The following is a 25613-nucleotide window of genomic DNA, read 5'->3' as shown; positions in this document are numbered from 1 at the left end:
ATTAACGTTTTAAGAATTTGTCTGTCTTAAAAAAAATGTAGTATGTTTTTTTGATATTTTACTATTTAAGGCTGAAATGACGGTATTCTGAAAAAAAAAGGAAGATTAGAATGGTTATTTTAATGCACTAAAGAGGCATAATCGCACTAAAATAAAAAAAGACGAGTATATTTTTTGTAAATGGTGATTCAAGCTACCTTGCTTCCTATTCACTTGTTTCCTGTTTATAGCTTCTCCCAATTTAGACTATCAATATTCAAATATAATATGTTAACAATCTCATTGCGGATACTGTTCTTAAAGGGTTATTTTCTTATATTTGTAAATCATATTTATAGATTACCAATGAAAAACCAATTAAATAAAGTAGGTGTTACTTTCGGAATAATATTAGCAGTATATTATTTATTGTTTAACTGTGTCATATTCTTTACCGATAAAACATTATTTGTCAACACTTATGCTGGTTTCTTTAATATCGCAGTGACGGTACTTATTGGTATAGCTACTATCTATTTTGCACGTAAGAAAGCAGGGGGATATGTTACTTTTAGAGAGGCATTCACTCCATTCTTTGTGGCTGCTCTTATAGGGGTGACAGCTAACTTTATCGTTAATAACATCCTATTTAACTTAGTAGACCCATCAGCAAAAGATCTAATTGACCAAAAGTTATATGGGATGTTAGTAGAGACTTTAAAAGGTTCACCACTTACACAAGAACAAATCACTGAACAGTTAGCAAAAGCCAAAGACTTAAAACAATATGCTCCTAAGGCACAACTATTCTTATGGGCAGGTAGTATCCTTAGAAACTCAGTGATTGGTATCTTATTAGCTGCTATATTTAAAAACAAATCAGAGTTTACGCCATCTCACACAGAGATTAATCACGATGTAGATACTGACTTTAATAAAGATCACAAGTAATTAAATGAATCTATCTATAGTAATTCCTCTGTTAAACGAAGCAGAGTCGCTACCTGAACTTCACTCTTGGATAACGAAGGTTATGCAAGAGAATGACTTTACCTATGAGATTCTATTTATAGATGATGGTAGTAAAGATAATTCATGGAAGATAATATCTGCGTTAAGCAGAGAGAACCCAAATGTAAAAGGGATACGCTTTCAGCGTAACTTCGGTAAATCACAAGCGTTACATGCAGGATTTGCTGAGGCGATGGGTGATGTAGTAATCACCATGGATGCTGACTTACAAGATAGCCCTGATGAGATCCCTGACTTATATCTGATGATTATGGCTCTAGGATATGATATGGTCTCAGGATGGAAAAAGAAGAGATATGATTCTGTCATTTCTAAGAACCTTCCTTCTAAACTGTTTAATTGGGCAGCACGTAAAACTTCGGGTGTACAATTAAACGATTTTAACTGTGGACTAAAAGCATATAAAAACGAGGTAATCAAAAATATAGAAGTATCTGGTGAGATGCATCGCTATATCCCTGTCCTAGCTAAGAATGAAGGCTATGATAACATCGGCGAGAAAATAGTGCAACACCAAGCTCGTAAATACGGAACAACTAAGTTCGGTATGAGTAGATTCATCTATGGTTTTTTAGATTTAATCACGATATGGTTTTTATCCAAATTTGGTAAGCGACCTATGCATTTATTTGGTACCTTAGGGGTTATAACTTTTGGTATCGGATTTTGTGCTGCATTCTTTATTGGAGCGAGCAAATTATACAAGTTATACCACGATCTTCCTGCTATACGAGTGACACAAGATGCATGGTTTTACATCTCGTTAGCGACGATGATTATCGGAACACAATTATTCTTAGCTGGCTTCTTAGGCGAGTTAATACTAAAAACAAAGACAAACATTAGTAGATATAAGATCGCGGAACAACGCGGTTTTTAATCCACACTAAATATTCAATATTATGCAAGTAGAAAAAGAAATCTTAGCAAAAGCAGAGTTGTGGTTAAAAGAACCTTTCGACGCTGATACACAGGCTTCTGTTCAAAAAATGATGGATACTGATCCTGCAACTCTAAAAGATAGTTTTTATAAAAACTTAGAGTTTGGTACAGGTGGTATGCGTGGTATTATGGGAATCGGTACGAACCGTATCAACAAATATACTTTAGGTAAGAATACACAAGGACTAGCTAATTATATCAAAGAATCATTCCCTAACCAAGAATGGAAAGTGGCTATAAACTTTGACTGTCGTCATAATAGTCAAGAGTTAGCGAAAGTAGTAGCTGATGTATTTACTGCTAATGGTGTGAAAGTTTACTTATTCGCTGAGATGCGTCCTACTCCAGAATTATCATTCGCTGTAAGACACTACGGATGTAATGCAGGTATCGTATTAACGGCATCGCATAACCCTCCTGAATATAATGGATATAAAGTGTACTGGCAAGATGGTGGACAGATAGTTCCTCCTAATGATGGTGCAGTAATCGATGAAATCAACAGATTAACATATAACGAGGTTAACTTTAAAGGAAATGACAGCCTTATCACTTATGTAGGTGAAGAGCTAGATGCTGCTTTTATTAAGTCAACTATCGAAAACGCAAGTTTTGATACTCCTCAGTCTGTAAAAGACCAACTAAAAATAGCGTATACTTCTCTACACGGTACATCTATTAAACTTATCCCTAGAGCATTCGAAGCTGCTGGATATAAAAATGTATTTATCGTTAAAGAACAGGCTGAACCAGATGGGGACTTCCCTACTGTTAAATCTCCTAACCCAGAAGAACCAGAGGCATTAACTATGGCGCTTAAGTTAGCAGATGAGACTGGTGCTGATATCGTGATCGGTACTGACCCTGACTCTGACCGTATCGGTATCGCTGTACGTGACTTAGATGGTAATATGAGACTTCTGAATGGTAACCAATCTATGGTGATGATGACAGGATTCTTATTAGAACAATATAAACGCAACAGAGGATTTAAAGGAAATGAATTTATCGGTTCGACTATCGTGTCTACTCCTATGATGCTAGACCTAGCAGAGAGCTATGGTGTAGAGTGCAAAGTGGGATTGACAGGATTTAAATGGATTGCTAAGTTTATTAATGAATGTCCTACTCAGAAGTTTATCGGTGGTGGTGAAGAGAGTTTTGGATATATGGTAGGTGATGCTGTACGCGATAAAGATGCTGTAGCTTCTGCATTATTAGTATGTGAGATTGCTGCTGTAGCTAAAGCAGCTGGTAGTTCATTCTTCCAAGAATTAATGAACTTATACATCGATAATAGATTCTATAAAGAACACTTAATCTCTTTAGTGAAAAAAGGTATCTCTGGAGCTGAAGAAATTAAGCAAATGATGATAGAACTTAGACAAAACCCTCTTACTGAGATTATCGGTCAGAGAGTAGTATGTGTAGAAGACTATCAATCAAGTGAGGCGAAAAATCTATTTACTAACGAAATAGAACCTATCAACGTACCTAAATCTAACGTATTAATATACTATCTAGAAGACGGAACAAAGATCGCTGCTCGTCCGAGTGGTACAGAGCCTAAGATTAAATTCTACTTTAGTGTGAACGAGACACTAAACAGCTTATCTGAGGTAAAACAAACGGAAAAGTTATTAGATCAACGAATTCAAGACATCATCAACGAGATGAAATTGAACTAAACATATAAACAGGACTGGTAGCAATACCAGTCTTTTTTTGTTTATTTTTGCTTTTTACATTTACTAAATATGAACGAATATTTTAAAAAGATAATTCACTTCGCTAAGCCATATAAGACTTATGCGTATCTAAACGTTTTCTTTAATATCCTATATGCCCTTTTTAGCGCATTATCATTTGTGGCATTGATACCAATGCTTACAGTACTTTTCGGTGATTCAAAAAAAATAACAGAACAACCAGTATATACAGGTATAGGTCACTTAAAAAACTACTTAGAAGATTCTATGTCTTACTTCATCACGCAGTATACAGCGGAGCACGGAGCACAAGACACTTTAATGATAATGGCAGCTGTTATTATCGCTTTATTCTTATTTAAAAACTTGTTTAACTATTGGGCGATGTATTTTATTACATTTTTGCGTAATGGTGTTTTGAAAGACATTCGCAATGCGATGTATAAAAAGTCGTTAGAGTTACCCTTATCTTTCTTCTCAGAAAAGAGAAAAGGAGATGTTATTTCTCGTATTACATCTGATGTATTAGAGATACAGCACTCGTTCTTATCTATCTTAGAAGTAGTCGTTAGAGAACCACTAACTATTGTTTTTACCATACTAGCAATGTTTGCGATTAGTACAGAGTTGACGATATTTGTATTTATATTCGTCCCTGTTTCTGGAGTGATCATTTCTAAAGTTGGTAAAACTCTAAAGAAAAGTTCTCAAAAGGCATCTGAAGAGCAAGGTTACTTTATGTCTATCATAGAAGAATCTCTTTCTGGACTTAAAGTAATCAAGAGTTTCAATTCTGAGAAAACATTTAATGACAAGTTCCAAGATTCTACACAGAAGTTTTATGAACTAAACAATACTATTCTTAACCGTCAGAACTTATCTTCTCCGTTAAGTGAGTTCTTAGGTATCGTGACTATCGCTGTATTATTAGTATATGGTGGACACCTAGTATTAGGTGAAGGTACCCTAACAGGAGCCTCATTTATCGCTTATATCGGTATGGCTTATAATATCCTTACACCTGCTAAAGCGATGTCTAAAGCATCTTACGCACTTAAACGTGGTAATGCTGCTGCAGAACGTGTGCTACAGGTATTAGAAGAAAACAATCCTATTACGAGTAAAGAGAACGCTATCGCTAAGACAAGTTTTGAGAATGCTATTACAGTAGAAAACATTTCGTTTAAATATGAAGATGACTATGTTCTTAAAGACTTTACATTAACTGTTCCTAAAGGAAAACAAATTGCATTAGTAGGTCAGTCAGGTAGTGGTAAGAGTACGATCGCTAATCTATTAACTAGATTCTGGGATATCAACGAAGGAACGATTAAAATAGACAATCAAGATATTAGAGATGTTGAATTAAGTGATTTAAGAAACCTTATAGGTCTAGTAACGCAAGACAGCATCTTATTTAACGATACAATCAAAAACAATCTGAAGTTAGGTAAAGAAGATGCTACAGATGAGCAAATCATAGATGCTCTTAAGATAGCTAATGCGTATGAGTTCGTTAAGGATTTACCAAATGGCATAGAGACTAACATCGGAGACGCTGGTAATAAACTATCTGGTGGTCAGAAGCAACGTCTATCTATCGCACGTGCAGTACTTAAGAATCCTCCTATTATGATCTTAGATGAGGCTACATCAGCCCTAGATACAGAAAGCGAGAAACTAGTACAGGTAGCGTTAGAAAATATGATGAAGAATAGAACTTCTATCGTTATCGCTCACCGCCTATCTACTATCCAAAAAGCAGACTTAATCGTAGTAATGCAAAAAGGAAAAATAGTAGAACAAGGAACACATGAAGAGCTTATTCAACAAAACGGTACTTACTCAAAACTAGTATCTCTACAAACATTAGAATAGATGTATAAAGACAGCAAAAATCTCTTACCTCCATTAGCCCCAGAAACTATCGTGTGGAAATACTTAGATTTGTCTAAATTCTTAGCGCTACTGCTGTCTAACAAGCTATTTATGTCCCGTTCTGATAAATTTGAAGATCAGTATGAAGGAACATTTAGTGAGCCTACATTCGAAGAGATTAAAAAGATTAGTAAGGATAATCCAGACTTCTTACATCACTATAAACAGAAGAGAAAGAATATAGTGGTTAGTAGTTGGCATATCAACGAATATGAGTCTTTCGCTATGTGGCAGATTTTCACTAAAAACAAAGAAGGTATTGCTATTCAATCTACTGTTGAGCGCTTACAAAAAGCGATGGATGCAGAAACTAGAATAGATCAATATATCGGCGAGGTGAATTATATCGATTATAAAAAGGAACTAATTCCTTTTGACGATGAGTTCTTCCCGTTTTTATTTAAAAGAAAGAGTTTTCAATACGAAAAAGAAGTTCGCATTATCTCTGATGCTACCCCTCTAGATATAGATGTCCATGAGGGAATAAAGATCAATGTAGATATCGAACAGTTAATAGAAAAAATATATATCCATCCTAAGTCAGAAGACTGGTATAAAAACTTGGTACTGGAGTTAATGCAAAAGCTAAACTTTAAGTTTCACGTAGAAAAATCAGACTTAGAGAGTGATATTTTAATCTAAAAAAGAACTATGGAAACAATGAACACTAACCAAGTAATCGTATCTATCTTAGATAATGATTTCTATAAGTTTACGATGCAGTACGCTGCTATTAAACAATTCCCTTACGCAAAGGCTTCTTATATTTTCATCAATAGAGGAAAGCATCAATATCCCCCAGGATTTGCAGAAGCACTACGCGCTGCTGTAGATGAGATGGCTAAACTAAAATTAACTAAGGCAGAGAAACTATTCTTAGAGAATACGTGTCCATACTTAGATCCAACATATTTAGATTTTCTACAAGGATATCACTATGATCCTTCAGAAATAGAGATATCACAAGATGGTCCTGACTTAGAGGTGCATATTAAGGGATATTGGTATAGAACTATATTATGGGAAGTACCATTAATGTCTATTATCTGTGAGCTATATTACAAGATGACTAAATCAGAAAGAGACTCATCTGAAGCAGTCATCGCTAATACGCAAAAGAAGATAGAAAAATATAAAGAATTAGGTATTACGATAGCTGAGTTTGGGACTAGAAGAAGACACTCATATGCTGTACATCAGTTAGTAGTAGACACTTTAAAAAAGCATGGTGACGGTAGCTTTATTGGAACAAGTAATGTACACTTAGCGATGAAGTATAATACTAAACCTATCGGTACACATGCACACGAATGGTTTATGTTTCACGCAGCTAAGTATGGTTTCAAAATGGCGAACTCAATGGGATTAGAACATTGGGTAGATACTTACAGAGGTGATCTTGGTATCGCATTAACTGACACCTATACTAGCAAAGTATTCTTTGAACAATTTGACAAGAAGTTCGCTAAGTTATTTGATGGAGTAAGACACGATAGTGGAGATCCTCTAGACTTCGCAGATCAAGTTATCGCTCATTATAAGTCATTAAACATTGACCCTACTCAGAAGACAATAATCTTCTCAGATGGATTAAATCCTGATAAGGTGGAGCGCATTGCTAAGCACTGTAAAGGGCGTATAGGGATGTCATTTGGTATTGGTACAGACTTTACTAATGATGTCGGGTTAGAAGCTATGAATATCGTGATTAAGATGTCTCAGGCTCTTCCTGAAGGAGGATATTGGACAGATGTGGTGAAGTTATCAGATGAACCTAAGAAACATACAGGTACACCTGAAATGATAGAACTAGCACAAAGATTACTAGATATACCTATCATTAAGTAAACATATTTAAAAGAAAGTATAGAAACCTTATAAATTTTGTTTATTATATCATTTTTATAACGGTTAAAAGACTATTTTTGCAACAAATTAAATTTAAGAATAATGGCAACGAACAGAACTTTTACAATGATCAAGCCTGATGCTGTTGAGGCAGGTAACATCGGTGGAATCATCAACATGATCACTGAAGCTGGATTTAAAATCGTATCAATGAAGTTAACTCAATTAACTGTAAGAGATGCACAAAAATTCTACGAAGTACACAGTGAAAGACCTTTCTACGGAGAATTAGTTGAATTCATGTCTAGAGGACCAATCGTAGCAGCTATCTTAGAAAAAGATAACGCTGTAGAAGATTTCAGAACATTAATCGGAGCTACTAACCCAGCTGATGCTGCTGAAGGTACTATCCGTAAAAGATATGCTAAATCTATCGGTGAAAACGCAGTACACGGATCTGACAGCGACGAGAACGCTGCTATCGAGTCTGCTTTCCACTTCTCAGGAAGAGAGCAATTCTAAGAATTAGCGCATAGATATGATCTACATTTAATGTAGATTTTAACCTAATAAAAAAGCCAACTGAATTAATTCAGTTGGCTTTTTTTATAAGCTTTATTGATTTGATTAGAATAAACTTAAATGTAGTTCGTTTACTAGATCTAATATCATATGATATCCCACTACTGAGTTACCTTGAGCATCTAATCCTGGGCTGTACGTTCCTATTCCTATCTTATTAGGCACAGAGACAACAATACCTCCTCCTACTCCAGATTTACTAGGTAATCCTACAGTACGTGCATACTCACCACTAAACTCATACATCCCTGCGATAAGCATCTGAGATTGTACTAATTTAGACATTTCTGAATTTTTATACTTTGTATCTCCATCAAAACGAGTACATTGATTAGCAAAGAAGTAACCTATCTTCGCTAAATCTGTTGCTGTAATTTCAATAGAACATTGTTTAAAATAGTTATCTAATCTATTCTCTTCTCCTTCTATTAAACCATTGTTCTTTAATAAATGGAATATCCCTCTGTTTCTATGTCCTGTTTCTCTTTCAGACATATAGACTGAATGACTATATCCGATAGTTTCGTTCTTTGTAATATAACGCACCATAGACAATATCTTTTGGAACGCTTCATCTTCCTCTCCTCCTAATAATGCAGTAGTTAAGATAGCCCCTGCGTTCATTAAAGGATTTAAAGGTTTACCTCTAGTCTCAAGGTTAGCATAATGGTTAAAAGGCTTATCTGTTCCATAATATCCAGCTTTAGAGAATACTTCTTTCTCCCCTAATTCTTCTACAGCTACCATTAATGCTATAATCTTAGAAATACTCTGAATAGTGAATTTCTGAGATACATCCCCTACATTAACAACTTCTCCATTCTGCTTAACAACAGAAAAAGCAATAGCTTCTGCATTAACCTTACTAAGTTCAGGTATGTAATCTGCCACCTTACCCTCACTCACATGTATTCTATTTTTCTCTAAAATACGTTCTAACATTTCACTCGTAATTAGATTAGTGTTATCTCCACTTCTAATTATCTTCTTAGCATAAGCCGTTCCTCCAAAAGAAACTAAACATGCTACAACCCAACTTAGGATAATGTTACTTACACTATTCTTCTTCATGTTATTAATCTAATTTATTGAATATTTTTCCTTCTAATTATTTTGCCAGTTTCAGTCTCTACAAACTTACTTTTGAACTGTATTTCTCTTGGTTTTTCATATTTACTCAAGTCTTCAAAAACATCTCCATCTAATGTATACTCCTCACTTTCAATAACTAAAACCAACTTATTACCAAGATAGTCATCTTCCTTACTCGCTACAAAGAAACGATAAGGAATTCTCTTTGCCAACTTTTCTTCTATTTGCTCTGGAAAAAGTTTTACTCCTCCACTATTAATAACATTATCGACTCTTCCTCTCCACTTAAACTCTTTATTACTAATAATTTCGACTAGATCGTTAGTCACTACTAAGTCCGGATTAACTGTAGGAGCAGATATAACTAGACATTCTCTAGCATCCATACTTACATTAGCATGTGGCAACACCGAGAAAATGTCCGTACCCACTAACTTCGCTGCGATATGCGTAATCGTTTCCGTCATTCCATAGGTTTCATAAACCTTAGTATCTAATAGCTGTAACTTCTCAACTAAACGCTTATTTACCTTAGCACCGCCAATGATAAGCTTCTTCACATAAGCTAATTCAACTAATGAATTCTCCACCTGCATAGGCACCATCGCTACAAAGTCATATACTTTCGTACTTCCTAATAATGGTCTAGCAGTTGGTTCTTTTACATCAAGCTTCCACCCTAGTATAAGTGCTCTGATAAACATAAGCTTACCGCCTACATATTTAGTAGACATACACAGCAGAGCATTACTAGAAGACTTAATATCAAAGAATGTACCAGTCGCTTTAGCAGAGTACACCATCGCCTCTTTCTTTAGCTGAATAACCTTAGGAGATCCTGTAGTACCAGAGGTTGTCAAGCTAACATAATCATCAGTATTAAACCATTGTATAATAAGGTTACCTAAATCTATTAAGTATTCTTCTGTTCCATTTACCCAAACATTAGACAGTTCTATCAACTCCTCAATAGAATATCGCTCTCCATTAAGTTCAAAATTAGGGTGTATATAATTTAATTCCATAATACTATTTATTAGACTACTTTACCAAATAACTGATGCTTCCAATTCTTCCACCCATACTTCTTAGAGAAGATAATGATCACGATAGGCAATACTATTCCCACTTGGATAATGTATTCCCAAGGAGAAATAACACTTTCTGAATTAATGTTAGTAAATAGTGAGTTCGTCTGAAACGCTGTCCAATCAGAAGTAACTAATAATACACCAATCAAGTTATTTGCGGCATGAAATCCTAGGGCTAATTCTAAACCATCATCCATTAAAGTTATAATACCTAAGAACAAACCTGTACCTATATAATAGATCATTATACTTGCTCCTATTTTCTCAACTTCTGGATTTGCTAAGTGCATTAATCCAAAAATAATAGAGGTAGAGAATAAAGCTACAGCTCTACTTCGAGTAGCAAGTCCAATTCCTTGCATCAGATATCCACGCATAAAGTACTCTTCAAAACTAGTTTGTAAAGGGATTAATATGATCGCAAATAGTAGAAAAACAACAAAAGGACCTAGTTTAAATGAAAAGACATAATCCTCAGGACTAACGATATATCCATAGATAAAGAAGCCAATAATGATAAAACTCCACAATGTGAAAGAAAATATAAAACGCCTCCAATCCACCTTCGTCCTAGATGTAGTAAGGCTTAACAAACTTTGCTTATGGACAAATAACACCCAAACAATCAAAAATATCAACATAAAAACTAATGGTCCAATAGTTATCAAAAAATTAATATTTTTACCATATTTTTGAATGTTAATTTTTATGATTTCATTAGTAGATACCGATGAATACTTCAAAGAAATCCAATTCAGGAACATAATTCCTAAAAAAAACAATGAAAAAGGTAAATAATACCATAGTTTCTGTTTTTTATTTATTCTCAATAACTGTTCAATAATTCCCATATTTCAAAATTTGTACTATATTTGGTATAAAATTCCTTATTTATGATCACAATTTATCACAATCCGCGTTGCAGCAAATCACGCGAAAGTATTGCTTTCATGGAAGAGCAAGGTGTAGCTTACAAAATTATAAAATATTTGGATGCCGACCTTACTGAAACAGATGTAAAAACAATACTAAACAAACTCAATTACAATCCAATCGATTTAGTTCGTACAAAAGATGCATTTTGGAAAGATACTTTTGGAAGTAATACATTGAGTGATGAAGAGATTATCGAAGCTATGGTATTAAATCCAAAGCTAATCGAAAGACCTATTGTTGTTAATGGCGGAAAAGCTGTTATCGCAAGACCTACAGAAAAAATACACGAAATCTTGTAGATTTAATTAACAATTTATTAACTATTGGTTTTTTAAACCTTCACCACAAATTATAGTCTAAGAAGTATAAACTAACGAGACTATAATGAAAAGATTAAAAACTACAAAAGTTCTCCTAATGCTGTTTACCCTTTTTATCGGGTTAACAGCATTAGCGCAGAACTCTTCTAAAAGTACTTTATCAGGTACTGTAGTGGAAGCGACTACCAACCTTCCTTTAGAATACGCTAGTGTATTCGCACAAAATGAGAACAATGCTAATATTGTTTCTGGAGGTATGACCGATGCGAAGGGAAACTATTCTTTTGAAGTACCTAATGGATCATACTATGTTAAGATCGAATTTCTCGGTTTTAAAACAATTGAAATACATAAAGTTCAGGTAACTGGTAACACTAACTTAGGTGTTAAGAAAGTTGTGGATGATAATCAAGTACTAGATGAAGTAATGGTTATCGCTGAACGATCTACTGTAGATATCAAACTAGATAAAAAAGTATATAACGTAGGACAAGATATGATCGTTAAAGGTGGTACAGCTGGAGATGTATTAGATAATGTACCTTCTGTTACCGTAGATAGTGAAGGTGCTGTTAGTTTACGTGGTAATGAGAATGTAAAGGTTCTTATCGATGGAAAACCTACAGGTCTTGCAAATAACATCCAAGAAGCTATGCGCATCTTATCTGCTGAATCTATCGATAAAGTAGAAGTAATCACTAACCCTTCTGCTCGTTATGAAGCTGAAGGTGGAGCAGGTATTATTAATATTATCCTGAAGAAAGGAAAATCTCAAGGAATCAATGGTAACGTGACCGCTACTATGGGTGATCCACGTAATTATAACTTAAATGGAAATGTAAACATTAGAGGAGAGAAATTTAACTTCTATACTACATTATCATATAGAGATACTAAAGTTAAAGGATATGGATTGAATAACAACCAATACCTAAAAGACGGAGAAACTACCCAATACATTAACGAGTATAAAGACAACAATAGATATAGACAAGGATATGATGGTACATTCGGTCTAGACTATTACCTTACACCTTCTTTAACTTGGTCTAATAATGTAACTGTAAGAAGATCTAATGGATCATCTAATAATACGGTAGATTATCAATATTACACTGCTGCTAATGTATTAGACTATACTAGAGATAGACAAGAAAAAGGAAAAGCTGATTACAACAGTGTTGAATACAGTACTTCATTCGAAAAGAAATTCAAGAAAGATGATCACAAATTAACTGTAGAGGCGACTATCTCTGAAGATAAGAGTAATGATTTAGCAAATATCTCTGATATCAATGACCGTACAAATGCGATGAGATATGAGAGAACGACTAATAATGACAAGTACAAAAACGGATTAGTAAAAGTAGATTATACTTTACCACTAGGTAAGAATGGACACTTAGAAGCTGGATATTTAGGAACGTTTAAAACAACTAGAAACGACTTTAGCTTATCTAACTTAGATAACCATCAATGGATTACTAATACTAGAGTATCTAATGTATTAGAATACAAAGAACAAGTAAATGCATTCTATGCACAGTACGGTGATAAGATAACCAGTAAACTTAACTATATGGTAGGTTTGCGTTGGGAGAAGAGTAATATTGATGTTAATCAGCTAGCTAGTAACGATTACAACAATAAGAAATATGATGATTTCTTCCCTAGTTTATTCCTTAACTATGAGTTAGACGAATCTAGTAGCGTTAGTATTAGTTACAGTAAACGTATTATGAGACCTAGAGGGCACTTCCTTAACCCATTCTCTAATTACACAAGTGATATTAACTTCTTTCAGGGTAATCCTAATCTAGATCCTGCTAAGACTAATGCATTTGACTTAGGATACCTTAAGAGATGGAGTGGATTTACATTAAGTGCTTCTGCATATTTAAACAAAACAGATGATACCTTCCAATTCGTAAAAAGAATAGCAGGTACAAGTATTAATGGAACACCTATCACTGTTAGTTCTCCTATTAACTTAGCTACAGAATACAGATATGGTTTTGACTTTACATTAAACTATAGCCCATTCAAGTGGTGGAAACTTAATGGTAACTTTAACTTCTATAGATCAGAAACGAAAGGAGATTATACATTCACTGATTTTGATGGTACTAAGACGACAGAGAACTTTGATAAGAATACCTATGCATGGTTCACTAGAATTACTTCTAAGATCTCTTTACCATATAAAATTGACTGGCAAGTAAACGGAATGTACAGAGCTCCTTATGATACAGCTCAAGGAAGATCAAAAGCGAACTTGTCTGCAAATACTTCTTTAAGTAAAGACGTTTTAAAAGACAAAGCGACTATTACATTTAACGTAAGTGATATTTTTGATTCTCGTAAAAGAGAAAGTGATACATACTTACCTGAATCTATCTCACATAGTGAAATGCAATGGAGAGGAAGACAAATCAACTTATCATTTACATATAGATTTAACCAAACCAAAATAGATAGAAATAAAAAACAGAAATCTGGTGGTGAAGGAGAACAAGGTGGAGAAATGGAAATGATGTAATCAAAAAAGCAACCTAACTAAACTATTATAAATTTACTTATTAGTTCAAGGGATTATCTAACGATAGTCCCTTTTTTTATTATAATCATCTTTATCTCTTACAAACTCACCCTAATCTAAGTATTTTCAAATGTTGTTGTTACTAGTAATCATGCAAAATTATTTAGTCTTAAGACCATAAAAAAGATTCCTAATCAATGTTAAAAGGAATCATTAAGACTGATTGAGTCATTTATGCCACTCAATCGCTAATTTTGGATTAAAGTAAACATTTTGAATCCTTATCTTTTATTACAGCCTCTTCAATACTTCTTCAACATTACCACAACATTGTTCTACTATAAATTCTTTTTACTGAAGAATTCTTGACCCACTCTTGAAGAGCTCTTGTCTCAAATAAATTGCTTAGCCTCTAACTTTTAACGTTGAGTCCTCAAAATATTGGGAGCCTTTAGTTCATTATAAGCCAAAAAAAAGAGTCATAATACTCAATTATGACTCTTTATCTCTTAAACCAAATACTTGATCTAGTTCTCTTCTAATTGCTGTCTATTAGCTTTCTTCTCTTTTAATAACTCTCTTGCTCCTCCTACTGCCCAGTAAGATGCGAAACCAACCAAGAATATTAAAAGCCAAAATGCCATTGTAATTACTGTCATGGCAACGATGAAACCTAAATACTGTTGAAATTCAAACATGTTTTCTCCGGATTAATTTTTGTATATACGCTGTAAATATACTCACTTTTATCTTTTCTACCTAGTTGCATATAATTTTTAATCTTTCTTTAGAATCAAACTAAATAATTTACACTACCTTTAGCTTATAATCATTATAAATAAACATCATATGAACTATAGAATAGAAAAAGACACCATAGGAGAAGTAAAAGTTGCTCAAGACAAATACTGGGGTGCTCAAACAGAACGCTCTAAAAACAACTTTAAAATAGGTCCTGAGGCATCTATGCCACATGAAATCATAGAAGCATTTGCTTATCTAAAAAAAGCTGCTGCTTTTACAAATACAGATTTGAATGTTTTAGCTCCAGAAAAAAGAGATCATATCGCTAAAGTTTGTGACGAGATACTAGAAGGTAAACTAGATGCTCACTTCCCTTTAGTTATTTGGCAGACAGGTTCTGGTACACAGTCTAATATGAATGTCAATGAAGTAATCGCTAATCGCGCTCAGGTATTAGCAGGCTACCAAATAGGTGAAGGCGAATCTGTTCTAAAAGCGAATGATGATGTTAATAAATCACAATCGTCTAATGACACCTATCCTACGGCTATGCACATTGCAGCTTATAAAGCAGTAATTAAATATACTATTCCAGGTGTAACAGCTTTAAGAAACACCTTAGATAAAAAAGCAAAAGACCTAAAAGATGTAGTAAAAATAGGGCGTACACACCTTATGGATGCAACGCCATTAACATTAGGACAAGAAATATCAGGATACGTTGCACAACTTGACTATGGGCTTAAAGCTTTAAATAATACGCTACCTCATCTTGCTGAACTAGCTTTAGGGGGAACAGCTGTTGGTACAGGGCTTAACACACCTAAAGGTTATGATGTTAAAGTAGCTGAATACATTGCTAAGTTTACTGGGTTGCCTTTCGTAACTGCACCCAATAAATTCGAAGCTTTAGCTGCTCACGATGCTATCGTAGAAACACATGGTGCTTTAAAGCAACTTGCTGTCTCTTTATATAAAATAGCAAATGATATCCGTCTACTAGCTTCAGGGCCTCGCTCTGGTATTGGAGAGTTGATTATTCCTGCTAATGAACCAGGCTCTTCTATTATGCCAGGTAAAGTAAACCCTACACAATGTGAGGCACTTACTATGGTAGCTGCACAAGTACTAGGTAATGACACTACTATTTCCTTTGCTGGAACACAAGGCCACTTTGAGTTAAATGTATTTAAACCTGTGATGGCAGCTAATTTCCTACAATCAGCAAGGCTAATTGGCGAAGCGTGTATTTCGTTTGATGAGCATTGTGCTCAAGGGATTGAAGCTAATGATAAGCGCATCCAAGAATTATTAAACAACTCTTTAATGCTTGTAACTGCTTTAAACACAAAAATAGGATACTATAAAGCGGCCGAAATAGCACAAACAGCACATGCTAATGGTACCACTCTTAAAGAGGAAGCCGTAAGATTAGGGTATGTTACTCCTGAAGACTTTGACTTATGGGTTGATCCTAAGTTGATGATTGGTAATATCGACTAATAGAATATCTATTAGTCTAGTTAATATAAAAAAGCCAATACATCATCATGTTGTATTGGCTTTTTAGTTTAAGAGATTAACTCTTCATTTTACTATATTAATATACATACTCACTAGATTAAAAGTTAAAGTAACTACGGTAGTTATCCAAGTCTTTATCCCCTCTTCCTGATAAATTTATTACCACAATATCCTCTGGTTTAAACTTGCGTTGTTCTAAAACAGCTAAAGCATGAGAACTCTCTATCGCCGGAATGATTCCTTCAACTTTACAAAGGGCTAGACCAGCATTCATCGCTTCATCATCTTTAATAGCATAGAACTCCGCTCTGCCTAATTCTTTCATATGAGCATACAGTGGCCCAAAACCAGGATAATCTAAACCTGCTGATACAGAGTAAGCTTCCATCGGCTCTCCATCTTCATCTTGCATAAATAATGTTTTACTACCGTGTAACACGCCCTTCTTACCTACAAAAGAAGTAGCAGCAGTCTTAGGGCTATCAGCACCTTCTCCTCCACCTTCAGCTACAATAAGCTTTACTTGTTCATCCTCTAAGAAATGATAAAAAGCACCTACTGCATTACTTCCTCCACCTACACATGCTACGATACAATCAGGTTCTTCACGTCCCTCTTTTACTAATAACTGTTTTCTGATTTCTTTAGAGATAATAGATTGAAACTTGCTCACCATATCAGGATAAGGATGTGGTCCTACAGCAGATCCTATAAGATAAAAAGTGTCATCTGGGTTCTCTATCCAGTATAGTAATGCCTCGTCTACAGCTTCTTTTAATGTTTTAGCACCTGATTCAGCAGGTCTTACCTCAGCACCTAACATTTTCATACGTGCTACATTAGGAGCTTGTCTCTCGATATCTAGTGCCCCCATATACACGATACATTCCATTCCCATTAATGCACATACAGTTGCTGTAGCCACTCCATGTTGTCCAGCACCAGTCTCTGCTACTATTTTACGCTTTCCTAATCGCTTAGCTAATAATATCTGACCGATTGTATTATTAATTTTATGCGCACCTGTATGGCATAAATCCTCTCTTTTTAAATAGATCTTCGTATTATACTTTTGAGACAGTCCTTTTGCAAAATACAAAGGTGTTGGCCGACCTACATAGTCTTCTAATAGTTGAGCCATTTCTTGTTGAAAATCCTCTTGCTCTATAATGTGGATATACTCTCTTTGTAATTGACCTATGATAGGTGCTAACGCATCAGGAATAAAAGCTCCTCCATAATTCCCGTAATAACCGTCTTTGTTTACTTGATATTTCATATTTCTTACTTGTTTATATTTTGGATTAGGTACAAAAAAAAAGAGGCTTGTCGTATGACAAGCCTCTTCTAGGTATTATATATTATTTCTCTTAATTCATATATACATAGCAAGGACTGCTCACGACATTCGACGTAAGTGCACTCCACCACCAAGTATTTGTAAGAATTAAATTCATTTCGTTTCTCTACTTATTGAATTGCAAATGTAGAAACTTATTTTCAATAAACAATAAAAAAAAGGATACTATTAAAAAACAGTATCCTTTAAGTTTTTCTTTTTTAAAGAGTTATAGCATCACTACAGCGTCTTTCTCTGCTGTAATCTCAGATACATCGTATCCGCTAAAACTTTTTAAGTATGTACGAATCGAAGTTCCGTAACCATCTTTGAATCCTTCTGAACCATTACTGTTCAAAAATTTCTTTACTGAACCAGCACCACCTAAGTGAGCCGCAGCTAAGATTCCTGATTCTGTGATAGCGATCCCTCCGATGCGTTTACCATCAAATCTTTCAATCTCTTTTCTCAAGATCCACTTGTTTTTTGAAACTAATGCGTCGAAAGCTTTTTCTTGCATTAATGGATCGTGTAAAAAGTTAGTCGTATCCGTTACGCCTATTGAACGTAATGCCACTTTACCAAACTGGTATTTGCCCATATAACCGTATGAATTAACTATTCTGTATAATCCGTACGATTCACGTACTGCCAATGCCTGTTTAAAACCGACATAAGTCTTTCCGATAAATGGTATTGCTAAAAACTCTGCTGACTCTTCCATGCCTTCTTGGCTCTCTGGAAACTCATACGATAATGGGCCTTCTGGGACGATTTTATACTCCTCTAAAAGCATAGTTTCATACTGTTTAAAACCTGAAACTACTCCTCCTGTTAATAGGACAATACCAATAAAAAAAGAACATTTTTTTCTCATTAAAACTAATTTCTCAAGCCCTGTCACCACTTGAAATTTCTGATGGCAAAGATACTTCATTTTTCAAAACCTCCTATTTTTTTAATATCACTTTTCAAACTTTAACAGCTAAAACAAATACAATACACTGATATTCATTTATTTAAAAATAAACAGATTAACAAAAATAAACTTGCCCAAAACATAATTAAATCTTAAATTAAAGGAGTTCATACTAGTAAAAACAAGAGATTGAACAAAAAAAAGGTGCAATACCTCTCGATATTGCACCTTCTTGTTTTTGCTATTAAATGGTGATTTTTACGCTTCCATTTTAGAAGAAAGCTCAAACCATTTCTCTTCTTTATCTTCAAGATCTTTTAACACTTTCTGAAGCTCATTTGCCTTCGTTTCTACCTGTTCATCTCCTACTTTCCCATCAGAAAAAAGCTTCTCTATCTCTACTCTCTTTTGTTCTAGATTAGCGATTTCTCTCTCTAATTTTTGAAACTCTTTTTGCTCTTGAAAAGTCAACCCTTTCTTCGCTTGATTATCTTTCCAATTTACCTTTTCTTTTGGTGTATCATCTTTTACTGGTTCAGCACTATCTTCATACGTTCTGAAGTCAGAATAGTTACCTGGGAAATCTTCTATTACTCCCTCTCCTCTAAAGACAAACAAGTGATCTACGATCTTATCCATAAAGTATCTATCGTGAGATACTACTACTAAACATCCTGGATAGTCAAGTAAGAAACTCTCTAATACGTTTAACGTAACGATGTCTAAGTCATTGGTAGGCTCATCTAGAATCAAGAAGTTAGGGTTCTGTATAAGTACAGTACATAAATAAAGGCGTTTAAGCTCTCCTCCACTTAGTTTCTCTACATAATCATATTGTTTCTTTCTATCAAACAAGAAACGCTCTAAAAGCTGCCCTGCAGAGATCATTCTACCTTTCGCTAACGGGATTTGCTCTCCGTACTCTTTAATAACCTCTATAACCTTCTGTCCTGGTTTCACTTGGATACCACTCTGTGTATAGTACCCTATCTTTATTGTCTCTCCTACTACTACCTTACCTGCATCTGGTTCTAATCCTTGCGTAAGCATATTAAGGAAAGTAGACTTACCACTACCATTCTTACCGATGATACCGATACGCTCTCCTTTATTAAAGTTATAGCTATAATCCTCAAGAATAACTTTATCTTTAAATTTCTTATGAAGCTTATGAAGCTCGATAATCTTACTACCGATACGCTCCATATTAATCTCTAACTCTACTTGATGCTCATGTCTTCGGCTATTCGCCTTTTCCTTAATCACGTAGAAATCATCTATACGAGATTTAGACTTAGTCGTACGAGCTTTTGGTTGTCTTCTCATCCAAGACAGTTCTTTAACGAATAAATTCTGAGCTTTATCTATACTCGCATTCTCTATCGCTAGACGCTCCTCTTTCTTTTCTAAGTAATAAGAGTAATTTCCTTTATACTGATAGATCTTTCCATTATCTAACTCGATAATCTCGTTACACACACGCTCTAAGAAGAAACGGTCGTGCGTCACCATAAACAAAGTAATATTCTCCTTAGCAAAGTAATTCTCTAACCATTCGATCATCTCTAGATCCAAGTGGTTAGTTGGCTCATCTAGAATCAATAGATCCGGTCTATTAATCAAGATAATAGCTAAGGCTAATCTTTTCTTTTGCCCTCCTGATAAAGACTTTACTTTTAACTTTAAGTCTTCTAACTTCAGCTTAAACAAGATTTGCTTATACTGCGTCTCAAAATCCCAAGCGTTATGAGCATCCATCTTCTCGAATGCCTTTTGGTATGCATCAGCATCTTCAGGATTCTCTAAAGCTTTCTCATAATCTTCTATAATCTTTAAAGTTTCATTATCTGAAGCGAATATACTCTCCTCTATCGTTAACTCATCTTGCAGGTTAGGCTCTTGAGATAAGAATGCCATACGTATTCCCTTGCGTATAACTACTTGCCCTGAGTCAGGAAAATCCTCACCCGTGATGATGCGCAATATAGTTGTCTTACCTGATCCATTCTTAGCGATAAAAGCTATTTTCTGATCTTTATTAATTCCAAAAGAAATGTCTTCGAACAACGTTCTTGCTCCAAAAGACTTCATTATATTTTCTACTGATAAATAGTTCACTATCTTTATTTTTTTACAAAAATAGCCTTTATTTCTTGATAAGAAAAAAGGCTATCCTTTTACGTTCATATTTATACCCCTTGTACCCTTATAACAATATACTCTGACACAGTACCGATGCGGTATCTACCGCCCCAAATCCCTACACCTGAGCTTACATATATATGTGTATCCTCTTTCTTTAAATACCCATGCGAATTTTCGAATATACGATCCGTAATCCACGATATCGGCCACATCTGACCTCTATGTGTATGACCCGAACATTGCAAATCTACTTTATTCTTAACTGCCTCTTCTAATAAATAAGGCTGATGATCTAGTAGAATATTTGTTTGACTGTGATCTACAGACTTCATTATCTCACCTAATTCCTTTCGATGTCTATTCGTCTTATCATCTCTACCGATTAAGTTAATGCCAAGCGAATCTATATGCACTACCTCATCTCGAAGTATATGTATACCTGCCGATTTAAGAAAGTTAATACTTCCCTCTACTCCTGCGAGATACTCGTGATTACCTAGACACGCATATGTACCATATTCACTCTTAAATTCTCTCAATACCTCGTCTAACTTATAATACTGAAGAGGTATCAGACTTACGTCTATCACATCTCCTGCTATTAAGACAGCATCCGCTTGTTCAGCATTCACGCGTTCTACCCATTTCCTTAACTCTTTTTGTTCTATTGCATATCCTAAATGCAAATCTGTCAATAGAACAAAACGCAATTCCTTAGGTAACTTCTTATCTACCTTAATAACTATCTCTCTTCTTTTCTTCTTTAAATAAGTAAAGTGCCCTATCAGCGCGATGACTAAAGTTAATAATATCAATAATGAACCTCTAGCAGGGGAATGATGATCATAGATAAACAAATCTGACTGACTTGTAAATTGGTTAATCACCCAACCTATGTCAAATACTAAACACAGCATAAATGCGTAAATACTCAGCATCAGCCACCCAGTCCCTATCTTATATAAATACGAAGCTAAATATACCGGTATACGCTTACCGATAGCATAAAAAATAATTACACTAAACGACATCAACGCTGCCACTACGCCGAAAAACAACTTAACGCTATAATCGCTATCTCTGACTAAAGCACTGTAATTATAGAACACATAAGTATTCGACAACATATACAGGATAAATATCCCTAAAAACAAAAATCTCTTCATCTACTTTATTACGCTTTTTAATACTATTCTCACAGTCGTCCCCTCACTGTGATGAGTGACCACTAGATCCTCCTCTTCATACTGCTGTATAAGAGACAGTCTTTCTTTAACAATACAAAGCCCCTTAGAATCATGTCGTTTTTCTTTGACTGACATATTCCCGATACCATTATCTCTTATCTCTATAACTAAGTCATTATCTCCACTCTTAACCATTGAGATAACTAATAAAGGATGTTCTATAGAAGCAGGGAAAGCGTGTACTAGGCTATTCTCTACGAAAGGCTGTAACAGTAATGGAGGTATTAAGACACTACCTAAATCTACATTTCCTTTATCAATCTCAAAACGCACACGTCCATCTAATCTCATATTCTCAATCTCCACATATACCTTAAGGTAGTCACACTCCTCTTTAAGTGTGATGCGCTCTATAGTAGACATATCTAATGTAGTACGGATTAATTTAGCAAATCGCTCTAAATAATACAGTGCATCATCCATCTCCTCTTTGATAATATAATACTGTATAGAACTCAGTACATTAAAGACGAAATGAGAGTTCATCTGACTGCGAACAGACTGTAATTTCACCTCAGCTAGACGCTTCTGATACTCTAACTTCTTCTTCTCTATGATTTGAATTCTTTTTACCTGCATCAGACGAAGCCTATAGAACAGATATGACAATCCTAATAACAGTCCTACGCACATTAATATAAACCAAGTCGTAGCATAATAAGGCTGAGCAATCTCTAGATAAAGCAGTGGATAGATTAGCTCGTTACCACTGTCATAATCTACGATCTTAATATCTATCGGATAGATTCCTGACTCTAGATAGTGAAGTTCTAGTTTATTTTCCCTAACATTCATCCAGTTCTCACCAGGTTTTAACCTATACTGAAAGTCAAGTTTATTAGGAAATTTCGTTCCTAATACTTCAAAGCCTATTTGTATATTATTTTCTTTACTCTTGAGAGACAACTCTTTTATATCATAATATATCTCCCCTTTCTTATCAAGCTCTTTTCCATTTATCTCTATCTGAGAAATATTGATATGATACTGTACTTCTCTTTGTTTAAAATAAGTCACATCTAAGACATATAGTCCTTCTGTAGTTCCTATATACAATAGATTATTCACTAAGGTATAAGATAGGATTTCTCCATTTCCCAGTCCTTGTTCTCTATTAAAATAAAACTTGTGATTCTTATCTAATACAGTTAACCCTTTACTTGTACCTATAAATACCTGTCCATTAATACACTTTAGTAATGTGATATTGCTACCTATAATATCTTTATTTGAGATAAAATCCTTTACTACATATTTCCCGCTTTTGGTTTCTAATACATAGATATCATTAAAGTCAGTAGCAACATATAAAGTGTTATTTGGCCATTGGTTATTTTCTTAAGTCGATGTTCTGAGAACACATTAAGTCTCGAGAGAGATAATAACTCTTTATCTTCTAAACTATATAAACCATCTAACGCACCCGCGAAGTACATCTTATTATCTACATAAGCGATATCCACTATGTCTCTAGGGATATCCTCACTATCTATACGGAAGTAATACTTATACTCCATCTTAAACAAATCACTATATATACGAATCCCACCGAATGGATTAGTTTCTATAAATTGATTCTTATAAAACCCGAATTTATAAGTATGAATAGAATGATAGGATAGAATATATCCGTTATAACCTACCTGAAACACCCCTATATTACTACTAACCCAAATAGAATTATTATGCGTGACCGCAGAATAGAATACGATTTTCTCAGCGGGTGTCGTGTAATCTATTTCATAGAAGTGATTGGCCTTTGTTGTATGGGCAGCATGCTTCTTATAATGTTGTTGTTGATAATTTTTAAACGCCTGAAGAGAAACCTCACCTACTGCAGCATTCTTCTCTTGCATATACATCCCCTTATTACTAAAGAGAAACACTCTATCGTTTATTGCCTTTACCACAGATACACTGCCATACGTAGGATCATAACTTAATGGAGAGAATAAGTCTACCTGAAACACCCCTTGAGTTTTCGTCCCTAAATATAAGAAGTCGTTCTTATCATCATAACTTATCGAGTAATAATCTGTCTCAAAAGCGCCTAGGTATTCTGTGATATTCTCTAGTGAGACACCATCCCATCGATAGACACGACCATTATTCTCATCTATTCCACCACTGACGATATACAATTGATTATTAGCTCTCTTAATATCTTTAATTGGTGGAATATCATATTTCTTTACTAGTTTATTAGTAGTATAATCTTTAACGATTAATCCCTCTTGACAACCATAAAAAATCAATCCATTTAAACTAATAGCGGCGAATACACGTCCTACTTTCTCTACGAAGACTAATTTATCGCCGACTATCTTATAGATCCCGTCATTAATAGTAGAGACATAAATCTCATTATTATATTCAAAGAAATCACTTACCTCAAAAGGATTATTTTTATTAGAAGTAAACACAGGATTAGTGATCGAATAATCTTTCTTAGAGATAATAGATACCCCATCAGAGGTAGCCACATAAATTTTATCACCAACAGCTAATAAACGACGGATACGATTAGAAATTAACCCCTGCTGTGTACTGATAATCCGCACCTCTCCTTTAGCCCTATATAAGATACCCTGCCCATAACTACCTACCCATATTCCTCGATCATCATCCTCGATAATATCAGTCACATTTGTATAGCGATATCTAGCGGCATCCTCATTAGACTTTACTACTCCCTGTATCTTCTGTGTTAGTCCAGAGCGAGACCCTATCCATAACACCCCATTAGAGTCTACACATAAGGCACGCACATCATTAGCCATCAACCCATTATCGATAGTATACTGCTTAGTCACTACCCCTTGGCCCAATGTAATATGATAAACAAAGAGTAATAATACAGTTAGAATATATCTCATATATTAAGACTATTGAGCTCCTTCATCGTATTAGATGCGATGGTTATCACATTATCTGTCTCTTCATTATTAACTTTAATCGTCTCTTTAAAATAAATCACATTTGTATCCTTATCGATGTAATCGATATAGTCCACATTGACTAAATACGAGCGATTAACCCGTTTAAAGTTTTTATGTTTAATCTTATCCTCTACATTCTTAAGTGTCTTAGAGATTAGATACTTCTGATCCTTAAGGTAAATCTCACAGTAGTTATCAGCCGCCTTACAGTAGATAATATCTTCTACACGCACCATATACCTCTTCTGATTATTCTTAATCACCTTATAGAAATATTGGTATCCCTCTAATTCCTTATACTTATCGAACACATCTTGTACATCTTGCACACCGATAGGCTTAAGCAGATATTTTAGACAGTCATATTTATTAATAGCATCTATCGCATACTGCTGATAAGCAGTAGTAAAAACTACTTCAAAAGAACCCTTTTCTAAATACTTAAACAACTCAAAACCATCTTCTTCAGGCATCTGTATATCTAAGAACACTAAATCAGGTAACTGCACCTCAGCTATCTTTACAGCCTCCTGCACAGAGTTAGCCGTATGTACGATTATACGCTCGTCATAGACTACTCTCTTCTCAATTATCGTCTTTAAAACCTCTGCCACTTTCGGCTCATCGTCTACTACTAAGACTACTAATTCATTTAACATACTAATAAGGTGTATTTGTTAGTTCTGTGGGGCTGTTAACGCAAAAATAAACAATACATTCTTATACTGACCACTTCTGCCAATTTTAA

At 34.7% G+C, this 25613-nt stretch carries 21 protein-coding genes; 10 read left to right on the top strand and 11 right to left on the bottom strand.

Translation table 11 applies throughout. From position 1 onward, the window contains the following. Positions 1-345 precede the first annotated feature (345 nt). From CF599_RS09630 to CF599_RS09600, 7 genes are all read left to right on the top strand, one after another. Positions 346-930, top strand: coding sequence for a DUF4199 domain-containing protein (locus CF599_RS09630; RefSeq protein WP_121965823.1), 585 nt, complete (start codon positions 346-348; stop codon positions 928-930). A 4-nt stretch (positions 931-934) separates the two neighbouring features. Then, complete coding sequence (locus tag CF599_RS09625) at positions 935-1891, top strand: glycosyltransferase family 2 protein (RefSeq protein ID WP_121965822.1); 957 nt, start codon at positions 935-937, stop codon at positions 1889-1891. A 22-nt stretch (positions 1892-1913) separates the two neighbouring features. Continuing rightward, positions 1914-3641, top strand: coding sequence for a phospho-sugar mutase (locus CF599_RS09620; RefSeq protein ID WP_121965821.1), 1728 nt, complete (start codon positions 1914-1916; stop codon positions 3639-3641). Between the two features lie 69 nt (positions 3642-3710). After that, positions 3711-5540 (top strand): ABC transporter ATP-binding protein, encoded by a 1830-nt coding sequence (locus tag CF599_RS09615; RefSeq protein ID WP_121965820.1) that lies wholly within the window; start codon positions 3711-3713, stop codon positions 5538-5540. Continuing rightward, the gene (locus CF599_RS09610; RefSeq protein ID WP_121965819.1) at positions 5541-6242 is read left to right on the top strand and encodes a DUF2971 domain-containing protein; all 702 of its coding nucleotides are present in this window, start codon (positions 5541-5543) and stop codon (positions 6240-6242) included. Positions 6243-6260: 18 nt separating this feature from the next. Further along, the gene (gene pncB / locus CF599_RS09605; protein WP_121965850.1) at positions 6261-7448 is read left to right on the top strand and encodes a nicotinate phosphoribosyltransferase; all 1188 of its coding nucleotides are present in this window, start codon (positions 6261-6263) and stop codon (positions 7446-7448) included. Positions 7449-7550: 102 nt separating this feature from the next. Further along, positions 7551-7970 carry a nucleoside-diphosphate kinase gene (locus CF599_RS09600; protein ID WP_121965818.1) on the top strand — a complete coding sequence of 140 codons (420 nt, stop codon included), beginning with the start codon at positions 7551-7553 and terminating at the stop codon, positions 7968-7970. A 105-nt stretch (positions 7971-8075) separates the two neighbouring features. On the opposite strand, the gene glsA is transcribed toward CF599_RS09600, so the two are convergent. The 3 genes from glsA to CF599_RS20070 are packed head-to-tail and all read right to left on the bottom strand — an operon-like array spanning position 8076 to position 11064. Continuing rightward, complete coding sequence (gene glsA / locus CF599_RS09595) at positions 8076-9101, bottom strand: glutaminase A (RefSeq protein WP_121965817.1); 1026 nt, start codon at positions 9099-9101, stop codon at positions 8076-8078. Between the two features lie 14 nt (positions 9102-9115). Further along, positions 9116-10147 (bottom strand): AMP-binding protein, encoded by a 1032-nt coding sequence (locus CF599_RS09590; RefSeq protein WP_121965816.1) that lies wholly within the window; start codon positions 10145-10147, stop codon positions 9116-9118. Positions 10148-10158: 11 nt separating this feature from the next. Beyond that, positions 10159-11064 (bottom strand): type II CAAX endopeptidase family protein, encoded by a 906-nt coding sequence (locus CF599_RS20070; RefSeq protein ID WP_121965815.1) that lies wholly within the window; start codon positions 11062-11064, stop codon positions 10159-10161. Between the two features lie 42 nt (positions 11065-11106). Between CF599_RS20070 and arsC the strand changes: the two genes are divergently transcribed. Together arsC and CF599_RS09575 are read left to right on the top strand one after the other, a co-directional pair. Further along, positions 11107-11448 (top strand): arsenate reductase (glutaredoxin), encoded by a 342-nt coding sequence (gene arsC / locus CF599_RS09580; RefSeq protein ID WP_121965814.1) that lies wholly within the window; start codon positions 11107-11109, stop codon positions 11446-11448. 85 nt (positions 11449-11533) lie between these two features. Continuing rightward, entirely contained in the window at positions 11534-14008 is a 2475-nt protein-coding gene (locus CF599_RS09575) for a TonB-dependent receptor domain-containing protein (RefSeq protein ID WP_121965813.1), read from the top strand. Between the two features lie 527 nt (positions 14009-14535). Here the strand turns inward: CF599_RS09575 and CF599_RS19650 are convergent. Then, on the bottom strand, positions 14536-14706 hold the full coding sequence (locus tag CF599_RS19650; protein ID WP_173835533.1) for a hypothetical protein: 171 nt from the start codon (positions 14704-14706) through the stop codon (positions 14536-14538). A gap of 151 nt (positions 14707-14857) precedes the next feature. Here CF599_RS19650 and fumC point away from each other — a divergent pair, with 151 nt between their 5' ends. After that, positions 14858-16255 carry a class II fumarate hydratase gene (fumC, locus tag CF599_RS09570; RefSeq protein WP_121965812.1) on the top strand — a complete coding sequence of 466 codons (1398 nt, stop codon included), beginning with the start codon at positions 14858-14860 and terminating at the stop codon, positions 16253-16255. A gap of 118 nt (positions 16256-16373) precedes the next feature. Here the strand turns inward: fumC and trpB are convergent, their stop codons facing one another. From trpB to CF599_RS09540, 7 genes are all read right to left on the bottom strand, one after another. After that, entirely contained in the window at positions 16374-17555 is a 1182-nt protein-coding gene (gene trpB / locus CF599_RS09565) for a tryptophan synthase subunit beta (RefSeq protein WP_121965811.1), read from the bottom strand. Between the two features lie 289 nt (positions 17556-17844). Further along, positions 17845-18492: a peptidoglycan-binding protein LysM gene (locus CF599_RS09560; RefSeq protein WP_254050271.1), complete on the bottom strand. Its 648-nt coding sequence runs from the start codon at positions 18490-18492 to the stop codon at positions 17845-17847. A 300-nt stretch (positions 18493-18792) separates the two neighbouring features. Then, positions 18793-20652 carry an ABC-F family ATP-binding cassette domain-containing protein gene (locus tag CF599_RS09555; RefSeq protein WP_121965810.1) on the bottom strand — a complete coding sequence of 620 codons (1860 nt, stop codon included), beginning with the start codon at positions 20650-20652 and terminating at the stop codon, positions 18793-18795. A 71-nt stretch (positions 20653-20723) separates the two neighbouring features. Then, positions 20724-21845, bottom strand: a complete 1122-nt coding sequence (locus tag CF599_RS09550) for a metallophosphoesterase (RefSeq protein WP_121965809.1) — start codon at positions 21843-21845, stop codon at positions 20724-20726. Further along, positions 21846-22994 carry a sensor histidine kinase gene (locus tag CF599_RS19835; protein ID WP_254050270.1) on the bottom strand — a complete coding sequence of 383 codons (1149 nt, stop codon included), beginning with the start codon at positions 22992-22994 and terminating at the stop codon, positions 21846-21848. It lies immediately after the preceding gene. A 203-nt stretch (positions 22995-23197) separates the two neighbouring features. Then, positions 23198-24802: a two-component regulator propeller domain-containing protein gene (locus CF599_RS19830; protein ID WP_254050269.1), complete on the bottom strand. Its 1605-nt coding sequence runs from the start codon at positions 24800-24802 to the stop codon at positions 23198-23200. Further along, positions 24799-25524 (bottom strand): LytTR family DNA-binding domain-containing protein, encoded by a 726-nt coding sequence (locus CF599_RS09540; protein WP_121965808.1) that lies wholly within the window; start codon positions 25522-25524, stop codon positions 24799-24801. The genes CF599_RS19830 and CF599_RS09540 overlap by 4 nt, the downstream gene beginning before the upstream one ends. Positions 25525-25613 lie beyond the last annotated feature (89 nt).

Origin of the sequence: Myroides sp. N17-2 (genome assembly GCF_002286775.1) — a bacterium.
In the GTDB taxonomy this organism is placed as follows: Bacteria; Bacteroidota; Bacteroidia; order Flavobacteriales; family Flavobacteriaceae; genus Flavobacterium.
Note: the sequence above shows the minus strand (reverse complement) of the source record. Positions and strands in the feature narration are given on the sequence as shown.

What these genes read in the sequence shown, in the direction of transcription:
- CF599_RS09560 (WP_254050271.1), bottom strand. Translation starts at nt 18,492, where the DNA reads ATGAGAAAAAAATGTTCTTTTTTTATTGGTATTGTCCTATTAACAGGA.
- arsC (WP_121965814.1), top strand. Translation starts at nt 11,107, where the DNA reads ATGATCACAATTTATCACAATCCGCGTTGCAGCAAATCACGCGAAAGT.
- CF599_RS19650 (WP_173835533.1), bottom strand. Translation starts at nt 14,706, where the DNA reads ATGTTTGAATTTCAACAGTATTTAGGTTTCATCGTTGCCATGACAGTA.
- CF599_RS09540 (WP_121965808.1), bottom strand. Translation starts at nt 25,524, where the DNA reads ATGTTAAATGAATTAGTAGTCTTAGTAGTAGACGATGAGCCGAAAGTG.
- trpB (WP_121965811.1), bottom strand. Translation starts at nt 17,555, where the DNA reads ATGAAATATCAAGTAAACAAAGACGGTTATTACGGGAATTATGGAGGA.
- CF599_RS20070 (WP_121965815.1), bottom strand. Translation starts at nt 11,064, where the DNA reads ATGGGAATTATTGAACAGTTATTGAGAATAAATAAAAAACAGAAACTA.
- pncB (WP_121965850.1), top strand. Translation starts at nt 6,261, where the DNA reads ATGAACACTAACCAAGTAATCGTATCTATCTTAGATAATGATTTCTAT.
- CF599_RS09575 (WP_121965813.1), top strand. Translation starts at nt 11,534, where the DNA reads ATGAAAAGATTAAAAACTACAAAAGTTCTCCTAATGCTGTTTACCCTT.
- CF599_RS09620 (WP_121965821.1), top strand. Translation starts at nt 1,914, where the DNA reads ATGCAAGTAGAAAAAGAAATCTTAGCAAAAGCAGAGTTGTGGTTAAAA.
- CF599_RS19830 (WP_254050269.1), bottom strand. Translation starts at nt 24,802, where the DNA reads ATGAGATATATTCTAACTGTATTATTACTCTTTGTTTATCATATTACA.
- CF599_RS09625 (WP_121965822.1), top strand. Translation starts at nt 935, where the DNA reads ATGAATCTATCTATAGTAATTCCTCTGTTAAACGAAGCAGAGTCGCTA.
- CF599_RS09630 (WP_121965823.1), top strand. Translation starts at nt 346, where the DNA reads ATGAAAAACCAATTAAATAAAGTAGGTGTTACTTTCGGAATAATATTA.
- glsA (WP_121965817.1), bottom strand. Translation starts at nt 9,101, where the DNA reads ATGAAGAAGAATAGTGTAAGTAACATTATCCTAAGTTGGGTTGTAGCA.
- fumC (WP_121965812.1), top strand. Translation starts at nt 14,858, where the DNA reads ATGAACTATAGAATAGAAAAAGACACCATAGGAGAAGTAAAAGTTGCT.
- CF599_RS09600 (WP_121965818.1), top strand. Translation starts at nt 7,551, where the DNA reads ATGGCAACGAACAGAACTTTTACAATGATCAAGCCTGATGCTGTTGAG.
- CF599_RS09610 (WP_121965819.1), top strand. Translation starts at nt 5,541, where the DNA reads ATGTATAAAGACAGCAAAAATCTCTTACCTCCATTAGCCCCAGAAACT.
- CF599_RS09590 (WP_121965816.1), bottom strand. Translation starts at nt 10,147, where the DNA reads ATGGAATTAAATTATATACACCCTAATTTTGAACTTAATGGAGAGCGA.
- CF599_RS09550 (WP_121965809.1), bottom strand. Translation starts at nt 21,845, where the DNA reads ATGAAGAGATTTTTGTTTTTAGGGATATTTATCCTGTATATGTTGTCG.
- CF599_RS09615 (WP_121965820.1), top strand. Translation starts at nt 3,711, where the DNA reads ATGAACGAATATTTTAAAAAGATAATTCACTTCGCTAAGCCATATAAG.